The organism is Neobacillus sp. B4I6 (assembly GCF_050434045.1).
Lineage (GTDB): Bacteria > Bacillota > Bacilli > Bacillales > Cytobacillaceae > Neobacillus.
In genome coordinates this window covers 5,300,105-5,319,555 of sequence record NZ_JBNPWB010000002.1, presented here as the reverse complement: position 1 = coordinate 5,319,555, position 19,451 = coordinate 5,300,105, and the positions used below count along the sequence as shown (strand labels likewise).

General features: G+C 42.2%; 19 protein-coding genes. 3 read left to right on the top strand and 16 right to left on the bottom strand.

Going from position 1 to position 19,451, the window contains the following annotated elements; all coding sequences use genetic code 11:
* Positions 1 to 5: 5 nt before the first annotated feature.
* The 12 genes from QF028_RS28495 to QF028_RS28440 form a co-directional block, all read right to left on the bottom strand.
* Complete coding sequence (locus QF028_RS28495; RefSeq protein WP_429470787.1) at positions 6 to 518, bottom strand: hypothetical protein; 513 nt, start codon at positions 516 to 518, stop codon at positions 6 to 8.
* 151 nt (positions 519 to 669) lie between these two features.
* Positions 670 to 1,773, bottom strand: a complete 1,104-nt coding sequence (locus tag QF028_RS28490) for a PRK06851 family protein (protein ID WP_429470785.1) — start codon at positions 1,771 to 1,773, stop codon at positions 670 to 672.
* Between the two features lie 100 nt (positions 1,774 to 1,873).
* Positions 1,874 to 2,350: a Cys-tRNA(Pro) deacylase gene (gene ybaK / locus QF028_RS28485; RefSeq protein WP_429470783.1), complete on the bottom strand. Its 477-nt coding sequence runs from the start codon at positions 2,348 to 2,350 to the stop codon at positions 1,874 to 1,876.
* Positions 2,351 to 2,514: 164 nt separating this feature from the next.
* Complete coding sequence (locus QF028_RS28480; RefSeq protein ID WP_088084811.1) at positions 2,515 to 3,222, bottom strand: ABC transporter ATP-binding protein; 708 nt, start codon at positions 3,220 to 3,222, stop codon at positions 2,515 to 2,517.
* The gene (locus QF028_RS28475) at positions 3,222 to 4,001 is read right to left on the bottom strand and encodes an ABC transporter ATP-binding protein (protein ID WP_215001428.1); all 780 of its coding nucleotides are present in this window, start codon (positions 3,999 to 4,001) and stop codon (positions 3,222 to 3,224) included. The genes QF028_RS28480 and QF028_RS28475 overlap by 1 nt, the downstream gene beginning before the upstream one ends.
* Entirely contained in the window at positions 3,998 to 4,951 is a 954-nt protein-coding gene (locus QF028_RS28470; RefSeq protein ID WP_168241351.1) for a branched-chain amino acid ABC transporter permease, read from the bottom strand. The genes QF028_RS28475 and QF028_RS28470 overlap by 4 nt, the downstream gene beginning before the upstream one ends.
* 15 nt (positions 4,952 to 4,966) lie before the next feature.
* Entirely contained in the window at positions 4,967 to 5,845 is an 879-nt protein-coding gene (locus QF028_RS28465) for a branched-chain amino acid ABC transporter permease (protein WP_429470779.1), read from the bottom strand.
* Positions 5,846 to 6,022: 177 nt separating this feature from the next.
* Positions 6,023 to 7,195, bottom strand: a complete 1,173-nt coding sequence (locus tag QF028_RS28460) for an ABC transporter substrate-binding protein (protein WP_429470775.1) — start codon at positions 7,193 to 7,195, stop codon at positions 6,023 to 6,025.
* A gap of 320 nt (positions 7,196 to 7,515) precedes the next feature.
* Positions 7,516 to 8,721, bottom strand: coding sequence for an MFS transporter (locus tag QF028_RS28455; RefSeq protein WP_429470773.1), 1,206 nt, complete (start codon positions 8,719 to 8,721; stop codon positions 7,516 to 7,518).
* Between the two features lie 165 nt (positions 8,722 to 8,886).
* Entirely contained in the window at positions 8,887 to 10,701 is a 1,815-nt protein-coding gene (locus tag QF028_RS28450) for an ABC transporter ATP-binding protein (protein ID WP_429472583.1), read from the bottom strand.
* 50 nt (positions 10,702 to 10,751) lie between these two features.
* On the bottom strand, positions 10,752 to 12,482 hold the full coding sequence (locus QF028_RS28445; protein WP_429470771.1) for an ABC transporter ATP-binding protein: 1,731 nt from the start codon (positions 12,480 to 12,482) through the stop codon (positions 10,752 to 10,754).
* 180 nt (positions 12,483 to 12,662) lie between these two features.
* Positions 12,663 to 13,013, bottom strand: coding sequence for an ASCH domain-containing protein (locus QF028_RS28440; protein ID WP_168241356.1), 351 nt, complete (start codon positions 13,011 to 13,013; stop codon positions 12,663 to 12,665).
* A gap of 138 nt (positions 13,014 to 13,151) precedes the next feature.
* Between QF028_RS28440 and QF028_RS28435 the strand changes: the two genes are divergently transcribed.
* The gene (locus QF028_RS28435; RefSeq protein ID WP_429470769.1) at positions 13,152 to 13,406 is read left to right on the top strand and encodes a hypothetical protein; all 255 of its coding nucleotides are present in this window, start codon (positions 13,152 to 13,154) and stop codon (positions 13,404 to 13,406) included.
* Positions 13,407 to 13,444: 38 nt separating this feature from the next.
* Here QF028_RS28435 and QF028_RS28430 read toward each other — a convergent pair whose 3' ends face one another.
* Genes QF028_RS28430 through QF028_RS28415 form a run of 4 tightly spaced genes read right to left on the bottom strand, consistent with a single transcriptional unit; the run spans position 13,445 to position 16,591 of the window.
* On the bottom strand, positions 13,445 to 14,245 hold the full coding sequence (locus tag QF028_RS28430) for an ABC transporter permease subunit (RefSeq protein WP_429470767.1): 801 nt from the start codon (positions 14,243 to 14,245) through the stop codon (positions 13,445 to 13,447).
* A gap of 23 nt (positions 14,246 to 14,268) precedes the next feature.
* Positions 14,269 to 15,066, bottom strand: coding sequence for an ABC transporter permease subunit (locus QF028_RS28425; RefSeq protein ID WP_429470765.1), 798 nt, complete (start codon positions 15,064 to 15,066; stop codon positions 14,269 to 14,271).
* A 4-nt stretch (positions 15,067 to 15,070) separates the two neighbouring features.
* Complete coding sequence (locus QF028_RS28420) at positions 15,071 to 15,955, bottom strand: ABC transporter ATP-binding protein (protein ID WP_429470763.1); 885 nt, start codon at positions 15,953 to 15,955, stop codon at positions 15,071 to 15,073.
* A gap of 12 nt (positions 15,956 to 15,967) precedes the next feature.
* Positions 15,968 to 16,591, bottom strand: coding sequence for a TetR/AcrR family transcriptional regulator (locus QF028_RS28415; protein WP_429470761.1), 624 nt, complete (start codon positions 16,589 to 16,591; stop codon positions 15,968 to 15,970).
* A 220-nt stretch (positions 16,592 to 16,811) separates the two neighbouring features.
* Here QF028_RS28415 and QF028_RS28410 point away from each other — a divergent pair, with 220 nt between their 5' ends.
* Together QF028_RS28410 and pepT are read left to right on the top strand one after the other, a co-directional pair.
* Positions 16,812 to 17,780: a nuclease-related domain-containing protein gene (locus QF028_RS28410; RefSeq protein ID WP_429470759.1), complete on the top strand. Its 969-nt coding sequence runs from the start codon at positions 16,812 to 16,814 to the stop codon at positions 17,778 to 17,780.
* 361 nt (positions 17,781 to 18,141) lie between these two features.
* Positions 18,142 to 19,374 (top strand): peptidase T, encoded by a 1,233-nt coding sequence (gene pepT, locus QF028_RS28405; protein WP_429470757.1) that lies wholly within the window; start codon positions 18,142 to 18,144, stop codon positions 19,372 to 19,374.
* The last annotated feature ends 77 nt before the right edge of the window (positions 19,375 to 19,451 follow it).

Genomic DNA, 19,451 nt, shown 5'->3' with positions numbered 1-19,451 from the left:
ATTATTCAACCAAACATAGGTATAACGGTACAGACAGTGCCTAATTCCACCAGGGTCAACCGCATATAATCCAGCTGTTTCCTGAGGGATGTAGGTTGGCGGCGGTGCAGTCGGGGCACCTCCATAATGAAGGCCACCTCCAAATGGTGGATGATATCCCCCTCCGTACGGCGGTCCTCCCCCGTGCGGCGGCGGGTGATGTCCTCCTCCGTGCGGTGGTGGTTGATGTCCTCCTCCGTGCGGCGGTGGTTGATGTCCTCCACCGTGCGACGGTGGTTGATGTCCTCCACCGTGCGACGGCAGCTGCTGGCCTCCACCATGCGACGGCAGCTGCTGGCCTCCACCATGCGACGGCAGCTGCTGGCCTCCACCATGCGACGGCAGCTGCTGGCCTCCACCATGCGACGGCAGCTGCTGGCCTCCACCATGCGACGGCAGCTGCTGGCCTCCACCATGCGACGGCGGCTGATGCTGTTGGCCTCCACCATGCGGCGGTGATTGCCGCAGGTTGTTTTCATAAGAAAAATTAGGCATACTACCATGCCCCTGAGGGTAATTGAAATGATCCAAGGCTTTAGTCCCCTTCTATTTATATTCCCTCTACTGTATGCACCCAGCCTAAATTGGTGAAAAGCTATTAATATATACTAGTGATATTCAAACGTTTGGTTATTCTACCTTGCTTGCTGCTAACTCCCTGATTTCCTCCGCAATTTTACCCTGGATCCGTTCGACGACTGAAAAATCCATGGCGGCAATATAAATTTCCTCTAACTCATCATGAAGTTCCTTTGCCTTAGCCAAATAAGAAGTAGCCTCAAGCATTTTATTTTTGTAATTCGTCGAGATTTTAGTGATGATATCGGCAAAAATTTCATCTGTCCCGGACGCAATCAGTAATTCATACATATCAATGATTTCATCCCCATCTCTGCTTGGGAAATATTCATGTGGTGCGGTACTATCAAAGATAGCAATTCCTAATTCCCTAAAGATGACCATATCAAGGCTGTGCGGGTCAAATCCGCAATGATATACTTCTACATCGACCCCTCTTACTTCGGCCGCTGCGGCAAGCTTCTTCAGCATCGTTGATTTCCCAGAACCCGGGCGCCCTTTAATGAAATAACGTTTTGGAATTTCTTCGGTTAGATTCGGGACATAATCTACCGGCCCTTTTGGCGTAGCAGCACCTAAAAAGCGATGGCGGATATCAGATTTTTTACTGAGCTTCATTTTTCCAAAGAAGGTATCAATTAATTTGTTAGTTAATTGATCGGCTTTCTTAAAGTCCATACTGTTGATATAAATCTTTTCCCAATCATCGTGGATATCCAGGGCTTCTTTATAGGTATCGTACGCCTTATGAAAGGATTGACTAATCTGATTGGTTAACTTCAGGATCGTATTTTTATGGATGGCCAGCGCACGGGCATCCCAGGCTTCACCAAGGTTAATGTATTCGTCAACCGCTCCTGGTGCCTTCGGTTCAATCACATGCGGAGCGGTACCATCGACAATTCCCACTTTTAACGCTGGGATCAACACTCCATCAATGGAATTGTTATCAGAAGAACAATGTAAAAATTCAATATCATAGCCCTTTTCAAGCCACTCATTACCGATTTTTTTCATTAATGAGGATTTACCTGTTCCTGGACCGCCTTTTAAAATAAATAATCGGTCGAGACCTTGAAGATTGGAGTCATATAAATTATGAAAGCCTCTCGCTGTATTCCCGCCTGCAAAGTAATTTCTGGTTTTCCCTGCCACTCATCAACACTCCCTTTTATAGTGACAATCGTAAGATAAACTCAATTTCACCCTATCTTATGCGATTGTTATTTATGGGTGAGTGCCTAGGGAAAAAATCTTACTTAATGATGGGGACAATGTCAGCTTTTGTGACCTCTTGCAATAGAATAGGGTCTAATACGATTTGAACCCCGATTTTCCCACCACTAACTATGATTGAATCGATCGACCTACAGCTTACATCAATAAACGTCTTAAATTCTTTTTTCATGCCAATCGGCGAGCAGCCGCCGCGGATATATCCAGTCCATTTCTGAATATCCTTCACCGGAAGCATTTCAATATTCTTTTCACCGGCTGCTTTGGCTGCCTTCTTCAAATCCAATTCCTCTGCCACGGGAATGACGAAAACAAATATATTCCTGCTCGCGCCCATTGCAACAAGCGTTTTATAGACTTCCTTTGGCTCCCGGCCAATTTTCTCAGCAACTGAAACACCGTCGATTTTCCCATCTTTATTATCGTAGGTCAGCATCTCATAGCTAACCTTTTTTGCGTCAAGAATACGCATTGCATTGGTCTTACCCTGTGCCACTTTACAAATTCCTCCCTGACTTTAAAGACTACTATCCAGTATCAGCATACTGGATCAGCAAAAATTACACGAAATCACCCAAATTCTAGCTTGATACCGAACAGAGAAAAATGAAATATTAAAAGGAGTTGGGGGATTCCCAACTCCTCTTTTATAGTCTAGGCTTAATGACCGCCTAAATAAGCATTTCTTATTTGATCGCTTTGATTTAGCTCTTCAGCTGTACCTGAAGCAACAATTTTTCCGGTCTCAATGACATAGGCACGATCGGCAATCGATAACGCCATATTAGCATTTTGCTCTACCAATAAAATGGTTGTCCCGGTTTTATTGATTTCCTCAATAATCTTGAAAATGGTTTTTACTAAAATCGGCGCAAGACCCATGGAAGGCTCATCTAATAGCAATAATCGCGGTCTAGCCATTAATGCGCGGCCCATGGCGACCATTTGCTGCTCTCCCCCTGAAAGGGTACCAGATAGCTGTTTACGACGCTCGAGCAAACGAGGGAATAGCTGATAGATCTTTTCAAAATCTTCTTGAATGCCTTTTTTATCTTTCCTTAAATACGCACCTAATTCTAGATTTTCCTCAACTGACATGTTTGAGAAAACACGGCGGCCTTCTGGTACTTGTGAAATCCCTCGTTTAACAATTAATTGAGGAACCTTGCCCTCCACATGTTCACCTTCAAACAAGACTTCACCATTTTTCGGCTTTAGTAACCCTGATATGGTTTGTAATAGCGTACTTTTCCCAGCACCATTGGCGCCAATCAGTGTGACAATTTCTCCTTGATTGATCTCGAGAGAAACTCCCTTCAATGCATGGATATTTCCATAATAAACATTAATATCATTTACTTTTAGCATTAGGAGACCTCCTCTCCAAGATAAGCTTCGATAACTTTTGGATTATTTCTAATTTGTTCAGGTGTACCATTGGCAATTAATTGACCATGGTCAAGCACATAAATTCGCTCACAGACACCCATAACGAGAGGCATGTCGTGTTCAATTAATAGGATCGTTAACGAAAATCTCTCACGAATTAACGCGATTAAATTCATCAGTTCTTCTGTTTCCTGTGGATTCATGCCAGCAGCTGGTTCATCCAGAAGCAATAATTTAGGATTAGCAGCTAATGCCCGGGCAATTTCAAGGCGACGCTGCTGACCATATGGTAAGTTTTTTGCCTTTTCATGCATCACATTTTCTAGCTTAAAGATTTTTAAGAATTCAATCGCCTTTTCTTCCATTTCCTTTTCACCGGAGAAGTGGGAAGGGAGGCGTAAAATAGAGCTCAGCATCGAATGCTTGGCCAGCGAATGATAGGCAACCTTTACATTATTGAGAACCGACAGTTCACTAAACAAACGAATGTTTTGAAAGGTCCGGCTGATTCCTTTTTTGGTAATTTTATAAGGCGCTAAGCCATTTAGTTTTTCGCCATCTAGCGAAATGCTTCCCTCGGTTGGAACATAAACACCTGTTAGCAAGTTAAAAAACGTCGTTTTCCCGGCACCATTTGGGCCAATTAAACCGACAAGTTCACCCTGATTTAATTCCAGGTTTACATCCGAAACAGCCTTTAAGCCGCCAAAACGGATCCCGGCATTTTCTACTTTAAGCAGCTTTGTTTTTTCATTCATTTTTGCACTCCTCCTTTAGCGGTTTTACCAGCTTTAAAGAATGAGGTAATCTCTCTCGTTCCTAGCAATCCTTGTGGTCGGAAAAGCATCATTGCAATTAAAACAAGACTGTAAACAACCATCCGAACCTCTGGATAACTGGAAAGGTAGGTCGAAATAATTGTTAATAGGACCGCTGCAATGACCGCTCCAGACATACTTCCAAGCCCGCCTAATACAACAAAAATTAAAATATCAAATGATTTCAAAAAGCCAAAGTTAGTCGGCTGAATGATATAAAAGTTATGCGCATATAAGGCACCGGCAATTCCGGCAAAAAAGGCACCGATGGCAAAAGCTGTAACCTTATAAAAAGTTGTATTGATCCCCATTGCATCGGCAGCAATTTCATTTTCTCTAATTGAAACACAAGCACGTCCATGTGTCGAGTTGGTAAAGTTCACAATCACAATGATGGTTAGCAATACACAAGCGACCAGCCATGGCCACGTTGTTAAGTGGGAGACTGTCATCCCGCTTGCCCCACCGACATATTCAATATTTAAAAAGACAATTCTTACAATCTCTCCAAAGCCAAGCGTGGCAATGGCAAGATAATCTCCTTTTAATCTTAGTGTTGGAATCCCTATAATGAGCCCCGCCACTGCGGCTGCCAATCCGCCAACAAGGATGGCCACTGGAAAGGGCAGGCCCAATTTCATGGTCATAATCGCTGAAGCGTAGGCTCCAACGGCTAGGAAACCAGCATGTCCAATTGAAAATTGCCCTGTAATCCCAATAATTAAATGGAGACTTGCGGCAAGGATAATATTAATTCCGATAAAAAATAGTGTGTTTACATAAAACTGGTTCAATGACCCGCCAGTTATTAAAAATTGCATGACGACTGAAAATATAACGGCTAGAACGATTGAGGTCCAGAAAAACTTCGCTTGTTTTAAAATTCCCATCGCTAAAAGACCCCCTTAAACCTTTTCCCTGATATTTTTACCAAATAAACCTGCTGGACGGAAGATTAAGATTAAGATAAGGACGACAAATGCTACGGCGTCACGCCATAGGGAGTAGCCTGCTGCACTAACAAGTGACTCGATTACACCCAAAACTAAACCGCCAGTCATTGCCCCGGGAATACTCCCAATTCCGCCTAAAACTGCGGCAACAAACGCTTTAAGTCCTGGGATAATTCCCATCAATGGCTCAATTTTTGTATAGTAGACACCAAAAATAACTCCTGCTGCACCAGCAAGGGCAGATCCAATTGCAAAAGTTGCTGAAATCGTGTTATTCACATTGATTCCCATTAATCTTGCGGCATCCATATCGTGTGATACGGCTCGCATGGCTTTACCAATTTTTGTTTTATGAACGATAAATTGTAGTAAAATCATTAAAAATAACGATGTTCCTAAGATAAGTAAGGACTGACCGCTAATTTTTACCCCAAAAAGCTCTAAGCTCTTGATTGGAACGATTCCATCTGGATAGGCTTCCGGCTGGGCACCACGAATATAAATGGTTCCATACTCAATAAACAACGAAACCCCAATTGCAGTAATAAGGGCCGCAATTCTAGTTGCATTTCTAAGAGGCTTATAAGCAATCCTCTCGATTAAAACACCAAAGATGGCACAAGCCACCATTGAAATAAGTAATGCTGGGAAAAATCCTAAATCAAAAATAGTAATGGAATAAAAACCTATGAATGCACCAACCATGAATACATCTCCATGGGCGAAGTTAATCAGTTTTACAATACCATAAACCATTGTATACCCTAGCGCGATTAATGCATAAATACTGCCCAAGGATATTCCATTTACAAGCTGCTGTATTATTTCCATATGTCTTACACTCCTTCGGACCGACTTCACGTATCTTTTTTTAAATACAATTAAACAAAGTTTGCATGTTGGGAAACTTGTATTCTTTTTATACAGCGGAATAGGGAGACATCACGCTCCCTATCCCTTTAACAAACTATAAAATTTGTCTCACACTAAGGCGCTTCCGCTTTTCTCTTAAGGATTGATCTTTGTCTTAAATTGTTGTTCACCGTTTTTGTACTCAAGGATAACAGCGGCTTTGATTGGATCATGGTTTTTATCAAGCTTCACTTTTCCAGAAACAAGTTCTAATCCATCTGTTTCAGCGAGTGCCTTCTGAATTTTGTTAGAATCACTGCTTCCAGCACGTTTAATCGCATCCGCAAGGAAGTATACTGTGTCATAACCTAGAGCTGTAAAGGCATCCGGAGATTTACCATCGTATTTTGCTTTGAACGCTGCAACAAAGTCTTGAACCTTCTTATCACTATCACCTGATGAATAGTGGTTTGTAATAAATGTGTTATTCAGTGTATTTGCTCCAGCGATTTCTACTAGTTTAGGAGAGTCCCAACCGTCACCACCCATGATTGGCACATTTAAGCCAAGCTCACGAGCTTGTTTGATAATTAAACCTACTTCTTCATAAAAGCCAGGAACGAATATATATTCTGGTTTTGCTGATTTTATATTTGTTAAGGTTGCACGGAAATCTGTATCCTTCGCCACATAGGCTTCTTCTTTAACAATTTTTCCGCCATTTGCCTCAAAACTCTTTTTAAAAGAAGCAGCAAGACCTTTAGAGTAATCGCTTGAACTATCAATCAGAACAGCCGCACTCTTAACCTTTAAATCATTGGAAGCGAAATTTGCTGCAACTGTACCTTGGAATGGGTCAATGAAGCATGTACGGAATACAAAGTCATTTACCTTTCCATCTTTATTTGTGATCGTTGCGTTTGTTGCCGTTGGTGTAATTAATGGAATTTTGTTATCTTGAGCAATCTGCACTTGTGCTAATGTGTTTGTACTTGTTGCCGCACCGATCATCGCAACAACTTTATCCTGAGTGGCAAGTTTTAGAGCACCATTTGTAGCCTCTGCTGCATCTGACTTATTGTCAACTGTCACCAATTCTAGTTTTTTGCCATTAATACCTTTTTTGTTGATTTCTTCGATTGCTAACTCAATACCTTCTTTGGCAGATTGACCATAAGAAGCTACTCCACCCGATAGTTCAAGGTTCGCACCAATCTTAATTGTGCCTCCTTTTTCCCCATCGCCACTAGCACTTGAATTACATCCTGCCAACACACCTGCTGCAACCATAAACGACATAAAGATACCAGCTAATTTCTTTTTCCTCATGATTTACCCCCTGTTTTTTGAAAAAAATTTTCCCAAACACCTTTGTCTAACTGTTTTAAAAAAAGATAATATTCTGAAAACATTGTACAAAATATTTGGGGGTTCGTCTAGTGGTATTATACATTATTTTAAGATAATTTGCAATATATCAAATATACGATTTTTACTCACTCAAAAGACTTTATTCCACTAAAGTTGAAAAGGATTTATGTGAAACAGGAAAATAAATTCTCTTTTTTAAATATTTTGGTTAAATATGATTCAACGTTCTATATAAATAAAAGGAGACTCCTCTATAAGGAATCTCTTTGGACTATTTATTATACTAGTTCCGTATTTTTCGTTTCTTTTCCCAACACGAAAACGGACATTGCTCCAATTAAGACAGAAATACAGAAGATCATAAAGATGGTTGAAATCGATACTTGCTGTGCGAGAAGATTACCTACTAATAAGGGTCCTAACACGCCGCCAACTCTTCCAATCGCTGCTGCCATACCAGAGCCTGTACCACGCATAATGGTTGGATATTGTTCAGGGGTATAAGCATAAAGACCTCCCCAAGCACCTAGGTTAAAAAATGATAATAGAATTCCTGAAGTCATCAACAGGGCAGTCGATTCTGCTGCACCAAAGAAATAGGCACTCACTGCTGTACCAATTAAATAGACAACTAAAACGAACTTACGGCCGAATTTTTCAATAAACCAGGCAGCTGTAAAATAACCGGGGAGCTGCGCTAACGTCATAATTAGCACATATTCAAAGCTTTTAATTAAGCTGAATCCTTTCATAATCATTACACTTGGAAGCCATAAAAACATTCCATAATAGGAGAAAACTACACAAAACCATAGGATCCAAAGCATCGTTGTTTGGCGCCTGTAATCCTTTGAAAATAAATTCCTCATGCTTTGGAAGACTGAAATTTTTTCCTTGTCCTTTACTGCCGTAAATCGGGGTGAATCCGGCAACCCCATGCGTAGGTATAATGCATATAAAGCTGGAATGGCACTAATAAGTAAAGCCACTTGCCAGCCAAACTTCGGAATAATGAAATACGAGATAACTGCAGCAACTAGCCAGCCTCCTGCCCAAAAGCTCTCAAGCAGAACCACAATCCTGCCGCGTTTTTCGGCGGGGACACTTTCTGATACGAGTGTGGAGGCAACAGGAAGCTCTCCTCCTAAACCAGCGCCGATGAAGAATCTTAACACTAAAAAGGCGGTTAAAGTGGTGGTCATTGCGGATAGCCCGCTCCCAACGGAAAATAATAATAATGTGATGATAAATACATTTTTGCGGCCAACTTTATCTGCCATTAAGCCAAAAATAAGTGCACCAACGGCCATCCCAATCGAATTGACACTTCCAATCCAACCCATCTGCCCAGGAGTCAGCTCCCATTCTACTTTTAAGGCTGCAATGATAAAAGAGAGCATGCCGACATCCATGGCATCAAACATCCAGCCCATCCCGGCAATGCCAAGCAATCTTCGGCCTGAAATTTCCTTTTTATTTTTCATGTAGATCCCCCTAAGTTGTAGCTACTTTTTTACATTATTCCCTAATTTTCTATACTTTAGGTACGAAAATAATCGATTAACCATAAGTATTCTAGCAGGTGTCTTTACAGTTGTCATTAATAATTTAAAAAGAAGAGACTGGAACCCCAGTCTCTCCTTCAATACCTATTCATCCAAACCCGTTTCCACATTTTTGAACTGGTTAAAAAACATATTGTAATATTTGCCTTGCTGCCTCATTAATGTATCGTGGTTTCCACTCTCGATAATTTCTCCATGGTCAATGACCATGATGGTGTCGGCATCACGAATTGTATTGAGGCGGTGGGCTATGATAAAGCTGGTCCGGTTCTCCATCAATGTGAGCAGGGCTTCTTGAATATGGAGCTCTGTCCTGGTGTCAATGCTGCTCGTCGCTTCATCTAGAATCAGCAGGGCGGGCTTAGCTAAAATGACTCGCGCAATCGCCAGAAGCTGCCGCTGTCCTTGGCTTAGATTGCCGCCATTTTCAGACAAGACCGTTTCATATTGGTTAGGAAGCCGTTTGATAAAAGTATCGGCATTGGCCATCTTCGCCGCGCGTTCCACCTCATCGTCCGTTGCCTTCGTATTTCCATACTTAATATTTTCCTTGATTGTCCCTGAGAATAAATAGGTATCCTGGAGGACAAATCCAAAGCATCTTCTTAAGCTGTCCCTTGTGTATTCCCGAATATCATGGCCATCGAGGAGAATTCTTCCGTCTGTCACGTCATAAAATCTCGTCAGGAGATTTACGATCGTCGTTTTTCCAGCGCCGGTTGGTCCGACGAAGGACGTACTGCTGCCGATATTCGCTTCAAAGCTGACATTTTTTAGAATCGGCACATCCGGACGGTAACCAAAACTTACTTTCTCAAATATGACATGTCCTTTTGGGTTTTCTAAGGCGATTGCCTCTGGCAGATCTTCTGGCTCCTCTTGTTCATCGATGATTTCAAAGACACGTTCAGCCCCAGCAACGCCAGACTGAAGAATGTTGAAAATATTCGCCAGGTCATTAATCGGCCTGACAAATTGCCTGGAGTAGGTGATGAAGCTGGCAATTGCCCCAATCGTGATGATGCTTTTGACCGCAAGGATTCCTCCAACCACCGCGACCACTGCAAAGCCAAGGTTATTAATGACGTTCATGATCGGCATCAAAAATCCGGACCAAATTTGCGCCTTGAGGCCGACCTCACGCAGCCTAGTATTGACCACTTCAAATTCTTCGATGACCTTTTCCTCGTGATTAAAGGCTTTGACAATTTCAATTCCAGAGATTGTTTCCTCAATATGACCATTTAATTTTCCCAGCTCCACTTGCTGGTTTTTAAACAGGACACTCGTCCGTTTGGCGATCGTTTTTGTGAGTAAAAAGACAAGCGGTACGGTTATTAAGCTGGCGAGCGTCAAGATAGGGCTCAATAGTAACATCATCATTAATGACCCGGTAATGATGACCACCCCGGACATTAATTGCGTCGTTGATTGCGAGATTGTATTACTAATATTATCGACATCGTTCGATAGCCTGCTCATTAACTCACCGTGTGAACGAGAATCAAAAAAGGATACCGGCAGCTTTTGTAATTTTTTAAAGAGGGCATCCCTTAAGCTTTTGACAATTCGCTGGGAGACGCCGGCCATCAGCCATCCTTGTAAAAAGGTTAACAGGCTGTCAGTCAGATACGCTGCAACCAAGATCCAGATCATCACCTCAAGAAATCCAAAATCTACTTTTCCACCATTCATTCGCATCGCATCAATCGCTTTTCCAATCAGGAAGGGGGCCAGCAGCATCAGGGCTGCGTCCATTACAATAAAAATAAAAATAACCGTGAGCATTTTTCGCTCTTTGCCGAAGTATTGCCAAAGTCTTTGCAATGTCCCTTTAAAGTTCTTTGGCTTGACAACAGGCCCACGGCGTTGGGCTCCACCAAAGCCCGCTGGTCTCATCGGCGGCGGGGCAGGGGGAGTATTCCCAGTCTGTACGTTTCCCTTTGACACTACGGATGCACCTCCTTGCCGACTTGAGATTGGTAGATTTCCTGATAAACACGGCAATCCTTCAATAGTTCCTGATGTGTACCAACCCCAACAACTTCGCCGCGGTCGAGGACGACAATTTTATCGGCATCGATAATCGAGGTGATTCGCTGGGCAATTAATAAACAGGTAAGCCCTTTGGCATATTTCTTCAAGGCCTCCTTGACTTTTGCCTCGGTTGCGACGTCAACGGCACTTGTACTATCATCTAATATCAAAATTTCTGGTTTCTTTACTAAGGCTCTAGCAATGGAAATCCGTTGCTTTTGTCCGCCGGAAAAATTGACGCCCCCTTGGCCAATCCTTGTTTGGTAGCCTTCCGGTGACCTCTCAATAAAATCATGTGCCCCGGCCATTGTCGCGGCCGTAACCACTTCTGCATCCGTTGCCTCTTCATTACCCCAGCGAATATTTTCCGCGACACTCCCCGTAAACAAAATATTCTTCTGCGGCACGATCGCAATTTTCTCACGTAATTTCTTCGGACTGACCTGTTTACTATCAACACCGTCTACTTTAATCGTACCGCCCGACGTATCGTAGAAGCGGGGGATGAGTCCGACAAGCGTGCTTTTCCCTGATCCTGTTGAGCCGATGATTCCTACTGTCTCTCCTGGCAGGATGGTAAGATTAATATTTTTTAAGATTGGCTCGCCTGTTGCTTGTTCATAGGAAAAAGAAACATTTTCAAAGTCGATTCGGCCTTTTTCAATAGAATTTACCCTAAGTTCCTCATTCCAAGAAACGTTATCCGCTTGAGAAAATACCTCATCGATTCTTCCTGCCGAGGCCTTTGCTCTGACAAACATCGTAAAAACCATCGAGATTATCATCAATGAAAATAGTATTTGCGTCATATAGTTGATAAAGGCAATAATATGGCCGACCTGAATATCGCCCGTATTCACACCATTTCCGCCGATCCAAAGGACAACAACTATCCCAAGATTAACGATGAGCATAACCGCTGGACTGAAGGAGGACATCAGTCGATTTGCTGAAATGGCTTGATTTTTATATTGGTCATTTACCTTCGTAAACTTACCAACCTCGACATCAAAGCGATTAAACGCTTTCACAACTCGGACCCCGGATAGGTACTCCCGCATGACACTATTCACCCGGTCCAATCCATTTTGAACACGGGAAAAGAGGGGAAAGCCCAATCTCATATTAAAGATGATTAATAGCGCAACAATTGGAACCACAACCGCCAGGACCACGGAAAGCTGCAGGTTTAACCGTGTGGCCATAATCAAACCGCCAATGGCTAGCAACGGGGCTTTGACAAAAACCCGCATCAATCCATTAACAAACACCTGAACTTGGGTCACATCATTCGTCAATCTGGTAACAAGGGAGGCGCGGTCAAATTTATCGACGTTCCTAAAAGTGAGCGTTTGAATTTTTTTAAATAAGTCAGACCTTAACTCCGTCCCGAAGTTTTGTGAAACAATACTAGCAACCACACTCCTGGTGGAAGCAGCAATCGCTCCACAAGCCGTAATCAGCAGCATCAAACCGCCCATTTTCAAAACATAGTTGATATCCTTGTTGGCCACACCTACATCAATAATTTTCGCCATAATAGTTGGCTGCATCAAATCACTAATCGCCTCAATGGTAAGGAATAAAACCGCTATGCTAAAAGATTTCCAGTACTTCTTTATGTATTTTGATAAAAATTTCATCCACTCACCCCAGCCTCTCGGAAATCCTTCTCTAGGAACATTATAAATTTTTTACTTCGATTAACCAACTAATTGACCTGCAAACGTAAAGGTATATTTCGAAGGCTTTTTTGGGATTATTATCGAAAATTCCATAAAAAAAGGGTCCACTTTTAAAAGTGGACCTCGAGCATTTATAGACTATTTTTGAACAGGGCTAAACTCATGAACCCATACACGCATTTGCGGCAGCCATGGCATTCCAGGATGAATACTTAGAATCGATTGTTTATAGGCTTCCACATTTTCGAAGCCCTCACGGCGTGCATCATCATCCGTTAATTCACCTAATGACTGGGAATAGACACGGTCTACCACAAAGTCACGGCCTTCCAATGTCATGACTTCACCTGGGTCCGCATATCGCCCATTCCGTCGTGTCGCTGTTTTTTCACCTGAGAGTACTTTTTTCACATCTTCTTCTAGTGTGACTAAGCGTTCCACGGAACAAGTTTTTGGCGGCAAGGTATTGTTTTCATTTTGAGTTGTCATTCGCTTCTCCTCCTATTTCCAATTCATTAACCTATATTATCACTATCGTTATCATTAAATCCATTTTCAAGGAAAATTATACAACCTGTCTGCCTTTATCATGGTATTTAATGATTCCTTCAGCCTCTCCAGATAGGCGTGATTCCAAATGGGAAGAAATCCCGCCGTCATGGAGGCTGGAACTGCCAATCAAGCTATAATGACAATTTAGATCGAGCCAAAGAATTGATGGACAAAGCCTTTAACGGCCATGTTCAAATTTTAACAATTACAAACCCAAAAGCATTGCCGCTCATTGATGGGATAAAGGCAAATATTAAGTTAGATACTCCTTCCTATAGCAAGCTTTCAAGCGATATCAATCCCCTTGTTAAAATGACGCGGGAAAAATAGTCTCATAAGGAGAGGCCTGACAAAAGTCAGGCCTCTCCTTATGCATTTAAATCCTTCTTTTTATAAAAAGTGAAGGTCACTACTAATAATGCGGCAATGATAATCACGGATATGGCGATGAAAATCGCCTCGAGTCCACCGCCAAACATCACATTTTTTGCATCAAAATATTTAAAGGGGGTGAAGTATTTCATGCCTTCAATGTTCTCATTCAAATCAATCGCAATCGATAACATATACGTAAGTAGAAGGATACCAGTTGCTAGAGATGGAGCCGTTTTCGGTTTCTTTTTTACAGCCGCAAGCGCGCTCCCGATGACCAGAAACAAGACCTGTAAAATAAACATGCCTGCCATGGTAAGGGCGATATCGCCATTCACAGCTTCACCTGCGCGGTTGTATTTCCCAACCAAAATAATCAACGAACCCCAGGTGACAAGATTGAAGATGACAAGATTCGTGAAGGCAGCCAATAATTTTGCGCTAATAATGGTATTTCTGGAAACTGGTTTGACAAAGAGAAACTCCGCTGTTTTGTCCCGTTCTTCTTTGGCAATAATCGAGGCCCCGAGCATTGCTGCATGGATCGTTGCCATTAATAATAAATAAATATACAGCAAGGAATAATAACCACTAATCTTTGATAAATCAACGACACCGAAACCCATGACTGCCTTCATCGATTTGGGCAGATCGGCAATCAAATCATTGATCGATTGGCCCGATGAGGAATAGGCCTCATATTTAGCCATGCCTGATGCCACCATGAGGAAGACACCGATGCTCCAAAATATCAGCGATTTTCGATAAGATTTCAGCTCTTTTAAAAATATAGTCATGACCAAACCCCTCCATTTCGCAGCTATACAGCGTGGATATCCTTTTTGAGATAAACAAAATAACTCGCAGCGATGGCCAGAATGACAATAACGGCGCCAGCCACTAAAAAGGATGCTTCGAAGCTTTCATGTTTGATGATATAGGTGGTGTCAAAATACTTAAACGGCGAGATATACCGTTTCGCTTCCTCACCGGTTGTGCTGCTAAACATCCCCAGAAAATAGAACGCAAACACGGTCGTAAGGGAGACGGTCAATACAGACTTAATCTTAGGTACAATCACCGACATCAACACCCCTAAGGCGAGGAAAATCAGCTGGATAAAAAAAAGCGTCAGTGAAAGCATAATAAGTACCTTCAGGCTAAAGTCATCTGTCTTGACTTGAAATGCCAGGATTATTGTTACAGCTAGGTAGACAATATTAGTCATGATGATTGAGACAAAGGCTGCCATCAGTTTGGCTGTTAATACAGTTGTCCGGGTAACAGGCTTCGTTAATAAAAAATCGGCTGTCTTTTCGCGGACTTCCTTACTGACAATGCTCGTGCCAAGATTCATCCCCTGAATCGCCCCGCACAACGTAATAAACGATAACGGGAAGCAATAAAAGCCTAGAATGGTAAAGAAATTCCCAAGATCAAATCCGATGGCATTCCTGATTGCCTGGGGATAGCCTTCCATGATCTTTTGGAAATCCTCTGCATCCTTGGCAAAGGCAGGATAGAAGGACATAAATAAAGCGATGATCAACACTAACGAAACAGACCAAATAATCGTCGACTTCCGATAAGCCTTCAATTCATGAAAAAAGATATTCATAGTCTTAGGCCTCCTTTTCGTAGTAATGCATAAAGATCTCCTCAAGGTCCGGCTCTTCAATCCACAGATTCACAAGTTCAATGTCAGCAATCTTTTTCAAGATGGCATTGATGTTTCCTCTAAATAAAAAGCTAGTCGTCGTGTCCTTAACTTCTAAATTATTGACGCCGCTGATGTTGAAGCAGCTTGGATCGAGCGGTGCTTTCGTTTCAATTTTGAACTTTTTATAATTGTTTTCTTGTAAGGTACTAATCTTTTCAACCGTAACGATTTTACCTTCTTTAATGATGGCGACCCGGTTACATAAGCGTTGAACTTCACTGAGGATGTGAGAGGAAAAGAGAATTGTCGCCCCTTTTTTGTTCTCTTCCTCTAACAGTTCAAAGAATTTTTGCTGCATGAGCGGGTCGAGTCCGCTCGTTGGTTCGTCAAGGATAATCAGCTTCGGTTCATGGAGAAGTCCCTGAACAATGCCAACCTTCTTTTTATTTCCCAGGGAGAGGTCATCGATTTTTTTGTTAAGATCCAAATCCATAATGTTTGCTAATTCTACAATTCTCTTACTGCAATCTTTTTTATAAAAACTAGCTGAATATTTTAATAGGTCCTTAACCTTCATATTGTCATAGTAAAAAACTTCAGAAGGCAAATAACCGATTTCCTTTTTAATTTCAGGTGCAAATTGAACACAGTCTTTGCCAAAGATAGTCGCTCTGCCGCTGGTTGGGTAAATGAGGGACACAAGGGTCCGGATCGTGGTTGATTTACCGGCACCATTTGGCCCAATGAAGCCAAAAATCTCGCCTTCTTCGACATGAAAGCTAATGTCCGTGATCCCCCTTGACTTGCCATACGTCTTTGTCAGATTTTTGATTTCAATTACATTCATCGTAACAGCCTCCTATTTGTAGAAACATTTAATCAAAACCTCAAAATACTCCTCTGCTTCGGCTTGGATCGCTTGATAATTAAACTCGTGGGTTGGCGACAACTTGGCTTTTTCAATTGCTTCATCACTCATCTTTTCAAACGTCCAGTTGATGATTTTTATGATTTTTGTCAGATCGACATCATCTCTAAATTTCGAGAAATCAATGCCCTCATACGCTTTTTCCATATTAATATGTGTTAGTTCTGATTTTTTTCTATCAAATTCAACCTTAATTTCAGCAGATTCCTCCAAAAATACTTCTTGGATAAATTTAAAGATATCTGGATACGTCCCAAGCATATCCGCTTTGATCATGATGGCATGGCTCATACGCCTAAAAAAGTCAGTCTCTTTGAAATTAATTTTCTTGTAAAATTCGTCGGTAACGAGTTCGTAGCAATAATCAAATAAAAATAAAAACAGCTGCTTTTTGTTCTGAAAATAATGAAAGAGCAATCCCTTTGAAATACCCGCCTCTTTGACGATTTCATTGGTCGATGCTCGGTCATATCCTTTCTCAGCAAATTCCTTTATGGCGGCATTAATAATTCTGTCTTGTTTTTCTTTATCTAAGTTGAGAAATTTTGAAAACATTGTCGCTGCCCTCCTTTTTCAGCTATTGACCACATCGGTCAACCACATTGTACTACCGTTGACTCATTCGGTCAATAGCGGTCAAGCCCTATTTTTTTACAAAAATATGAAATAACTGTTTGAAGTATAGTATGGCCTTCGGGGACGTGCTACGATGCAAGATGACGGATAGATTTTAAGGAGCTGATCGAAGATTATTATTAAAGACAGAGATGTATCATTGACGTTAGAAGGATTAATTGCAGCTCAGCAACGGTTATCAGCTGGCCATTCCCTCCAGCCAGTACTGGCAGCTAAACGAGCGTCCGTTGAGGCGGGTATTGGAGGAGAGGAAAGAGTAGCAGAAGTCTTCCGGAAGCACTCATTTTCAGCAGAACATCACATTTTCCACGATTTATCTCCCGCATGGTCTGAAAATTTTCAAATGGATACGTTTGGGCTGACTCCTTGGGGTGGCGTGGTTTTAGAGGTAAAAAATATTGGCGGAAGCCTGGAGTTCAAGGACAATCCTCCTCAATTAATTCGAACACGGGAGGATGGACACAAGGATGGTTTTGAGAATCCTGTAGTCCAATTGGAAAGAAATCGTGGGTTAATTAGTGATTGGTTTCTGAATCGAAACATCCATCTCCCAGTCTACGGGGCAGTCGTTTTGGCTTACCCGAAACAAATGGTTACCGTTCCCCCTGCAAAGACTAAAATCTTGTTCCCCAGCTTAATCCCCTCATTTATGAAAAGCATCCCACAACAAGCAAATAAGTTGGACCAAGAAACCCTTCATTGGCTGTCTGCCGAACTTCTAAAAAGTCATCAACCATTTATCCCAAAACCGATATGCGCGGCCTACGGTATTCCTTTCGAGGATTTTCGTTCTGGGGTGAGGTGCTTGCCATGCGGCAGGTTTGGCATGGTGAAGCTGCCCCGGACCTGGTGCTGCCCATATTGTGGAGCGAATGATCATCTTGCCCACCTTAGGACTTTACGAGAGTGGTTTTTGATTTGTAATAGGACCATCACGAATAAGGAATGCCGGGAGTTTTTGGGAGTTGATGATATCCATACGGCCAAACGCATATTGCTAAGTATGAATTTGCGAAGCCAAGGGACTTATCGAGATCGTTGTTATTTTATGGATTTTAGCTGTAAAAACCTCAGCCAGAACCAGGAAACCATAATAATTCGCAATTGAGGAGTAGTTTCGCCAGTATTGGATGCTTATCCGCCAGTTATTTCGGCTTGCGCCAGTAAAGTGTGCTCATCATCCAGTAAATAGCGCCTACCCGCCAGTATTGGATGCTTATCCGCCAGTTATTTCGGCTTCCGCCAGTAAAGTGTGCTCATCAGCCAGTAATTGGCTCTTATCCGCCAGTATTGGATGCTTATCCGCCAGTTATTTCGGCTTCCGCCAGTAAAGTGTGCTCATCAGCCAGTAATTGGCTCTTATCCGCCAGTAAACCACACCACTCAAAAAGTTTCTGAAAAAGTGTAACCGCTCTCTCATAGTGATATGATAATCATGAATTCATCCAAAAAAGGGGAGTGTAGTGCAATTGAAAAACGAACTCATTGAAAGATTTACTTCCTATGTAAAAGTGGACACACAATCCAATGAAAACAACGAAATTTGTCCATCAACAGAGGGGCAGTGGACATTAGCTCGCATGCTTGTCGAGGAATTACAATCCATCGGGATGCAAGAAGTTACAATCGACGAGAACGGTTATGTGATGGCGACCTTACCGTCAAACACAGAAAAAGAAGTGCCCACCATCGGCTTCCTGGCCCATGTCGACACTGCCACGGACTTTACCGGAAAAGGCGTTAACCCGCAAATCGTCGAAAATTATGATGGCAACGAAATCGTCTTAAATGAGGCGCTAAAAGTTGTGATGTCTCCGAAGGATTTTCCAAGCCTACCCGACTATAAAGGACACACCCTAATCACAACTGACGGAACCACATTGCTTGGAGCGGACAACAAAGCTGGCATCACTGAAATCATGACAGCAATGGCTTACCTGATTAACCATCCGGAAATTAAGCACGGTAAGGTCCGCGTTGCGTTCACCCCAGATGAGGAAATTGGCAGAGGTCCACATAAGTTTGACGTTGCGGCCTTCCATGCGAAGCATGCTTATACCGTCGATGGCGGTCCGCTAGGGGAGTTAGAATACGAGAGCTTCAACGCGGCAGCAGCGAAAATCACGATCAAAGGTAACAATATTCACCCCGGTTCCGCAAAAGACAAAATGGTCAACTCCATGAAAATTGCGATGGAATTACATAGCCAACTTCCAGCACAGGAAGCACCAGAACATACTGAAGGATACGAAGGCTTCTTCCATCTGCTATCATTCAATGGTGATGTCGAACTAACAAAGCTCCACTATATTATCAGAGATCATGACATGGAAACCTTCAAGTCGAGAAAAGCGTTGATTGAAAACATCGTCAATGGACTCAAGGCCAAATACGGCACAGACACCATCAACCTCGAATTGAACGATCAATATTACAACATGGGTGAAAAAATCAAGCCGGTCATTGAAATTGTCGACATTGCCCATGAAGCGATGGTGAACTTAGACATTAAGCCAATTGTCAAACCAATCCGCGGCGGCACCGATGGCTCCCAGCTTTCTTACATGGGACTGCCAACACCAAATATCTTTACAGGCGGCGAAAATTTCCACGGCAAATTTGAATTTATCTCCGTGGATAATATGATCAAAGCTACCAACACCGTCATTGAAATCATCAAATTGACAGAACAAAAAGCGTAAATTACACAATAAAGCTAACCTTACATGAACCATGCTTAATATACACAAAAAAGCTAACCTTGCATGAACCAAGGTTA

Bases quoted from the DNA above. Each gene is read 5' to 3' on its own strand.
- QF028_RS28450 (WP_429472583.1), bottom strand. From the start codon at position 10,701: ATGAGACCAGCGGGCTTTGGTGGAGCCCAACGCCGTGGGCCTGTTGTC.
- QF028_RS28420 (WP_429470763.1), bottom strand. From the start codon at position 15,955: ATGAATGTAATTGAAATCAAAAATCTGACAAAGACGTATGGCAAGTCA.
- QF028_RS28445 (WP_429470771.1), bottom strand. From the start codon at position 12,482: ATGAAATTTTTATCAAAATACATAAAGAAGTACTGGAAATCTTTTAGC.
- QF028_RS28460 (WP_429470775.1), bottom strand. From the start codon at position 7,195: ATGAGGAAAAAGAAATTAGCTGGTATCTTTATGTCGTTTATGGTTGCA.
- QF028_RS28475 (WP_215001428.1), bottom strand. From the start codon at position 4,001: ATGAATGAAAAAACAAAGCTGCTTAAAGTAGAAAATGCCGGGATCCGT.
- QF028_RS28425 (WP_429470765.1), bottom strand. From the start codon at position 15,066: ATGAATATCTTTTTTCATGAATTGAAGGCTTATCGGAAGTCGACGATT.
- QF028_RS28440 (WP_168241356.1), bottom strand. From the start codon at position 13,013: ATGACAACTCAAAATGAAAACAATACCTTGCCGCCAAAAACTTGTTCC.
- QF028_RS28465 (WP_429470779.1), bottom strand. From the start codon at position 5,845: ATGGAAATAATACAGCAGCTTGTAAATGGAATATCCTTGGGCAGTATT.
- QF028_RS28430 (WP_429470767.1), bottom strand. From the start codon at position 14,245: ATGACTATATTTTTAAAAGAGCTGAAATCTTATCGAAAATCGCTGATA.
- QF028_RS28480 (WP_088084811.1), bottom strand. From the start codon at position 3,222: ATGCTAAAAGTAAATGATATTAATGTTTATTATGGAAATATCCATGCA.
- QF028_RS28455 (WP_429470773.1), bottom strand. From the start codon at position 8,721: ATGAAAAATAAAAAGGAAATTTCAGGCCGAAGATTGCTTGGCATTGCC.
- QF028_RS28495 (WP_429470787.1), bottom strand. From the start codon at position 518: ATGAAAACAACCTGCGGCAATCACCGCCGCATGGTGGAGGCCAACAGC.
- QF028_RS28470 (WP_168241351.1), bottom strand. From the start codon at position 4,951: ATGGGAATTTTAAAACAAGCGAAGTTTTTCTGGACCTCAATCGTTCTA.
- QF028_RS28415 (WP_429470761.1), bottom strand. From the start codon at position 16,591: ATGTTTTCAAAATTTCTCAACTTAGATAAAGAAAAACAAGACAGAATT.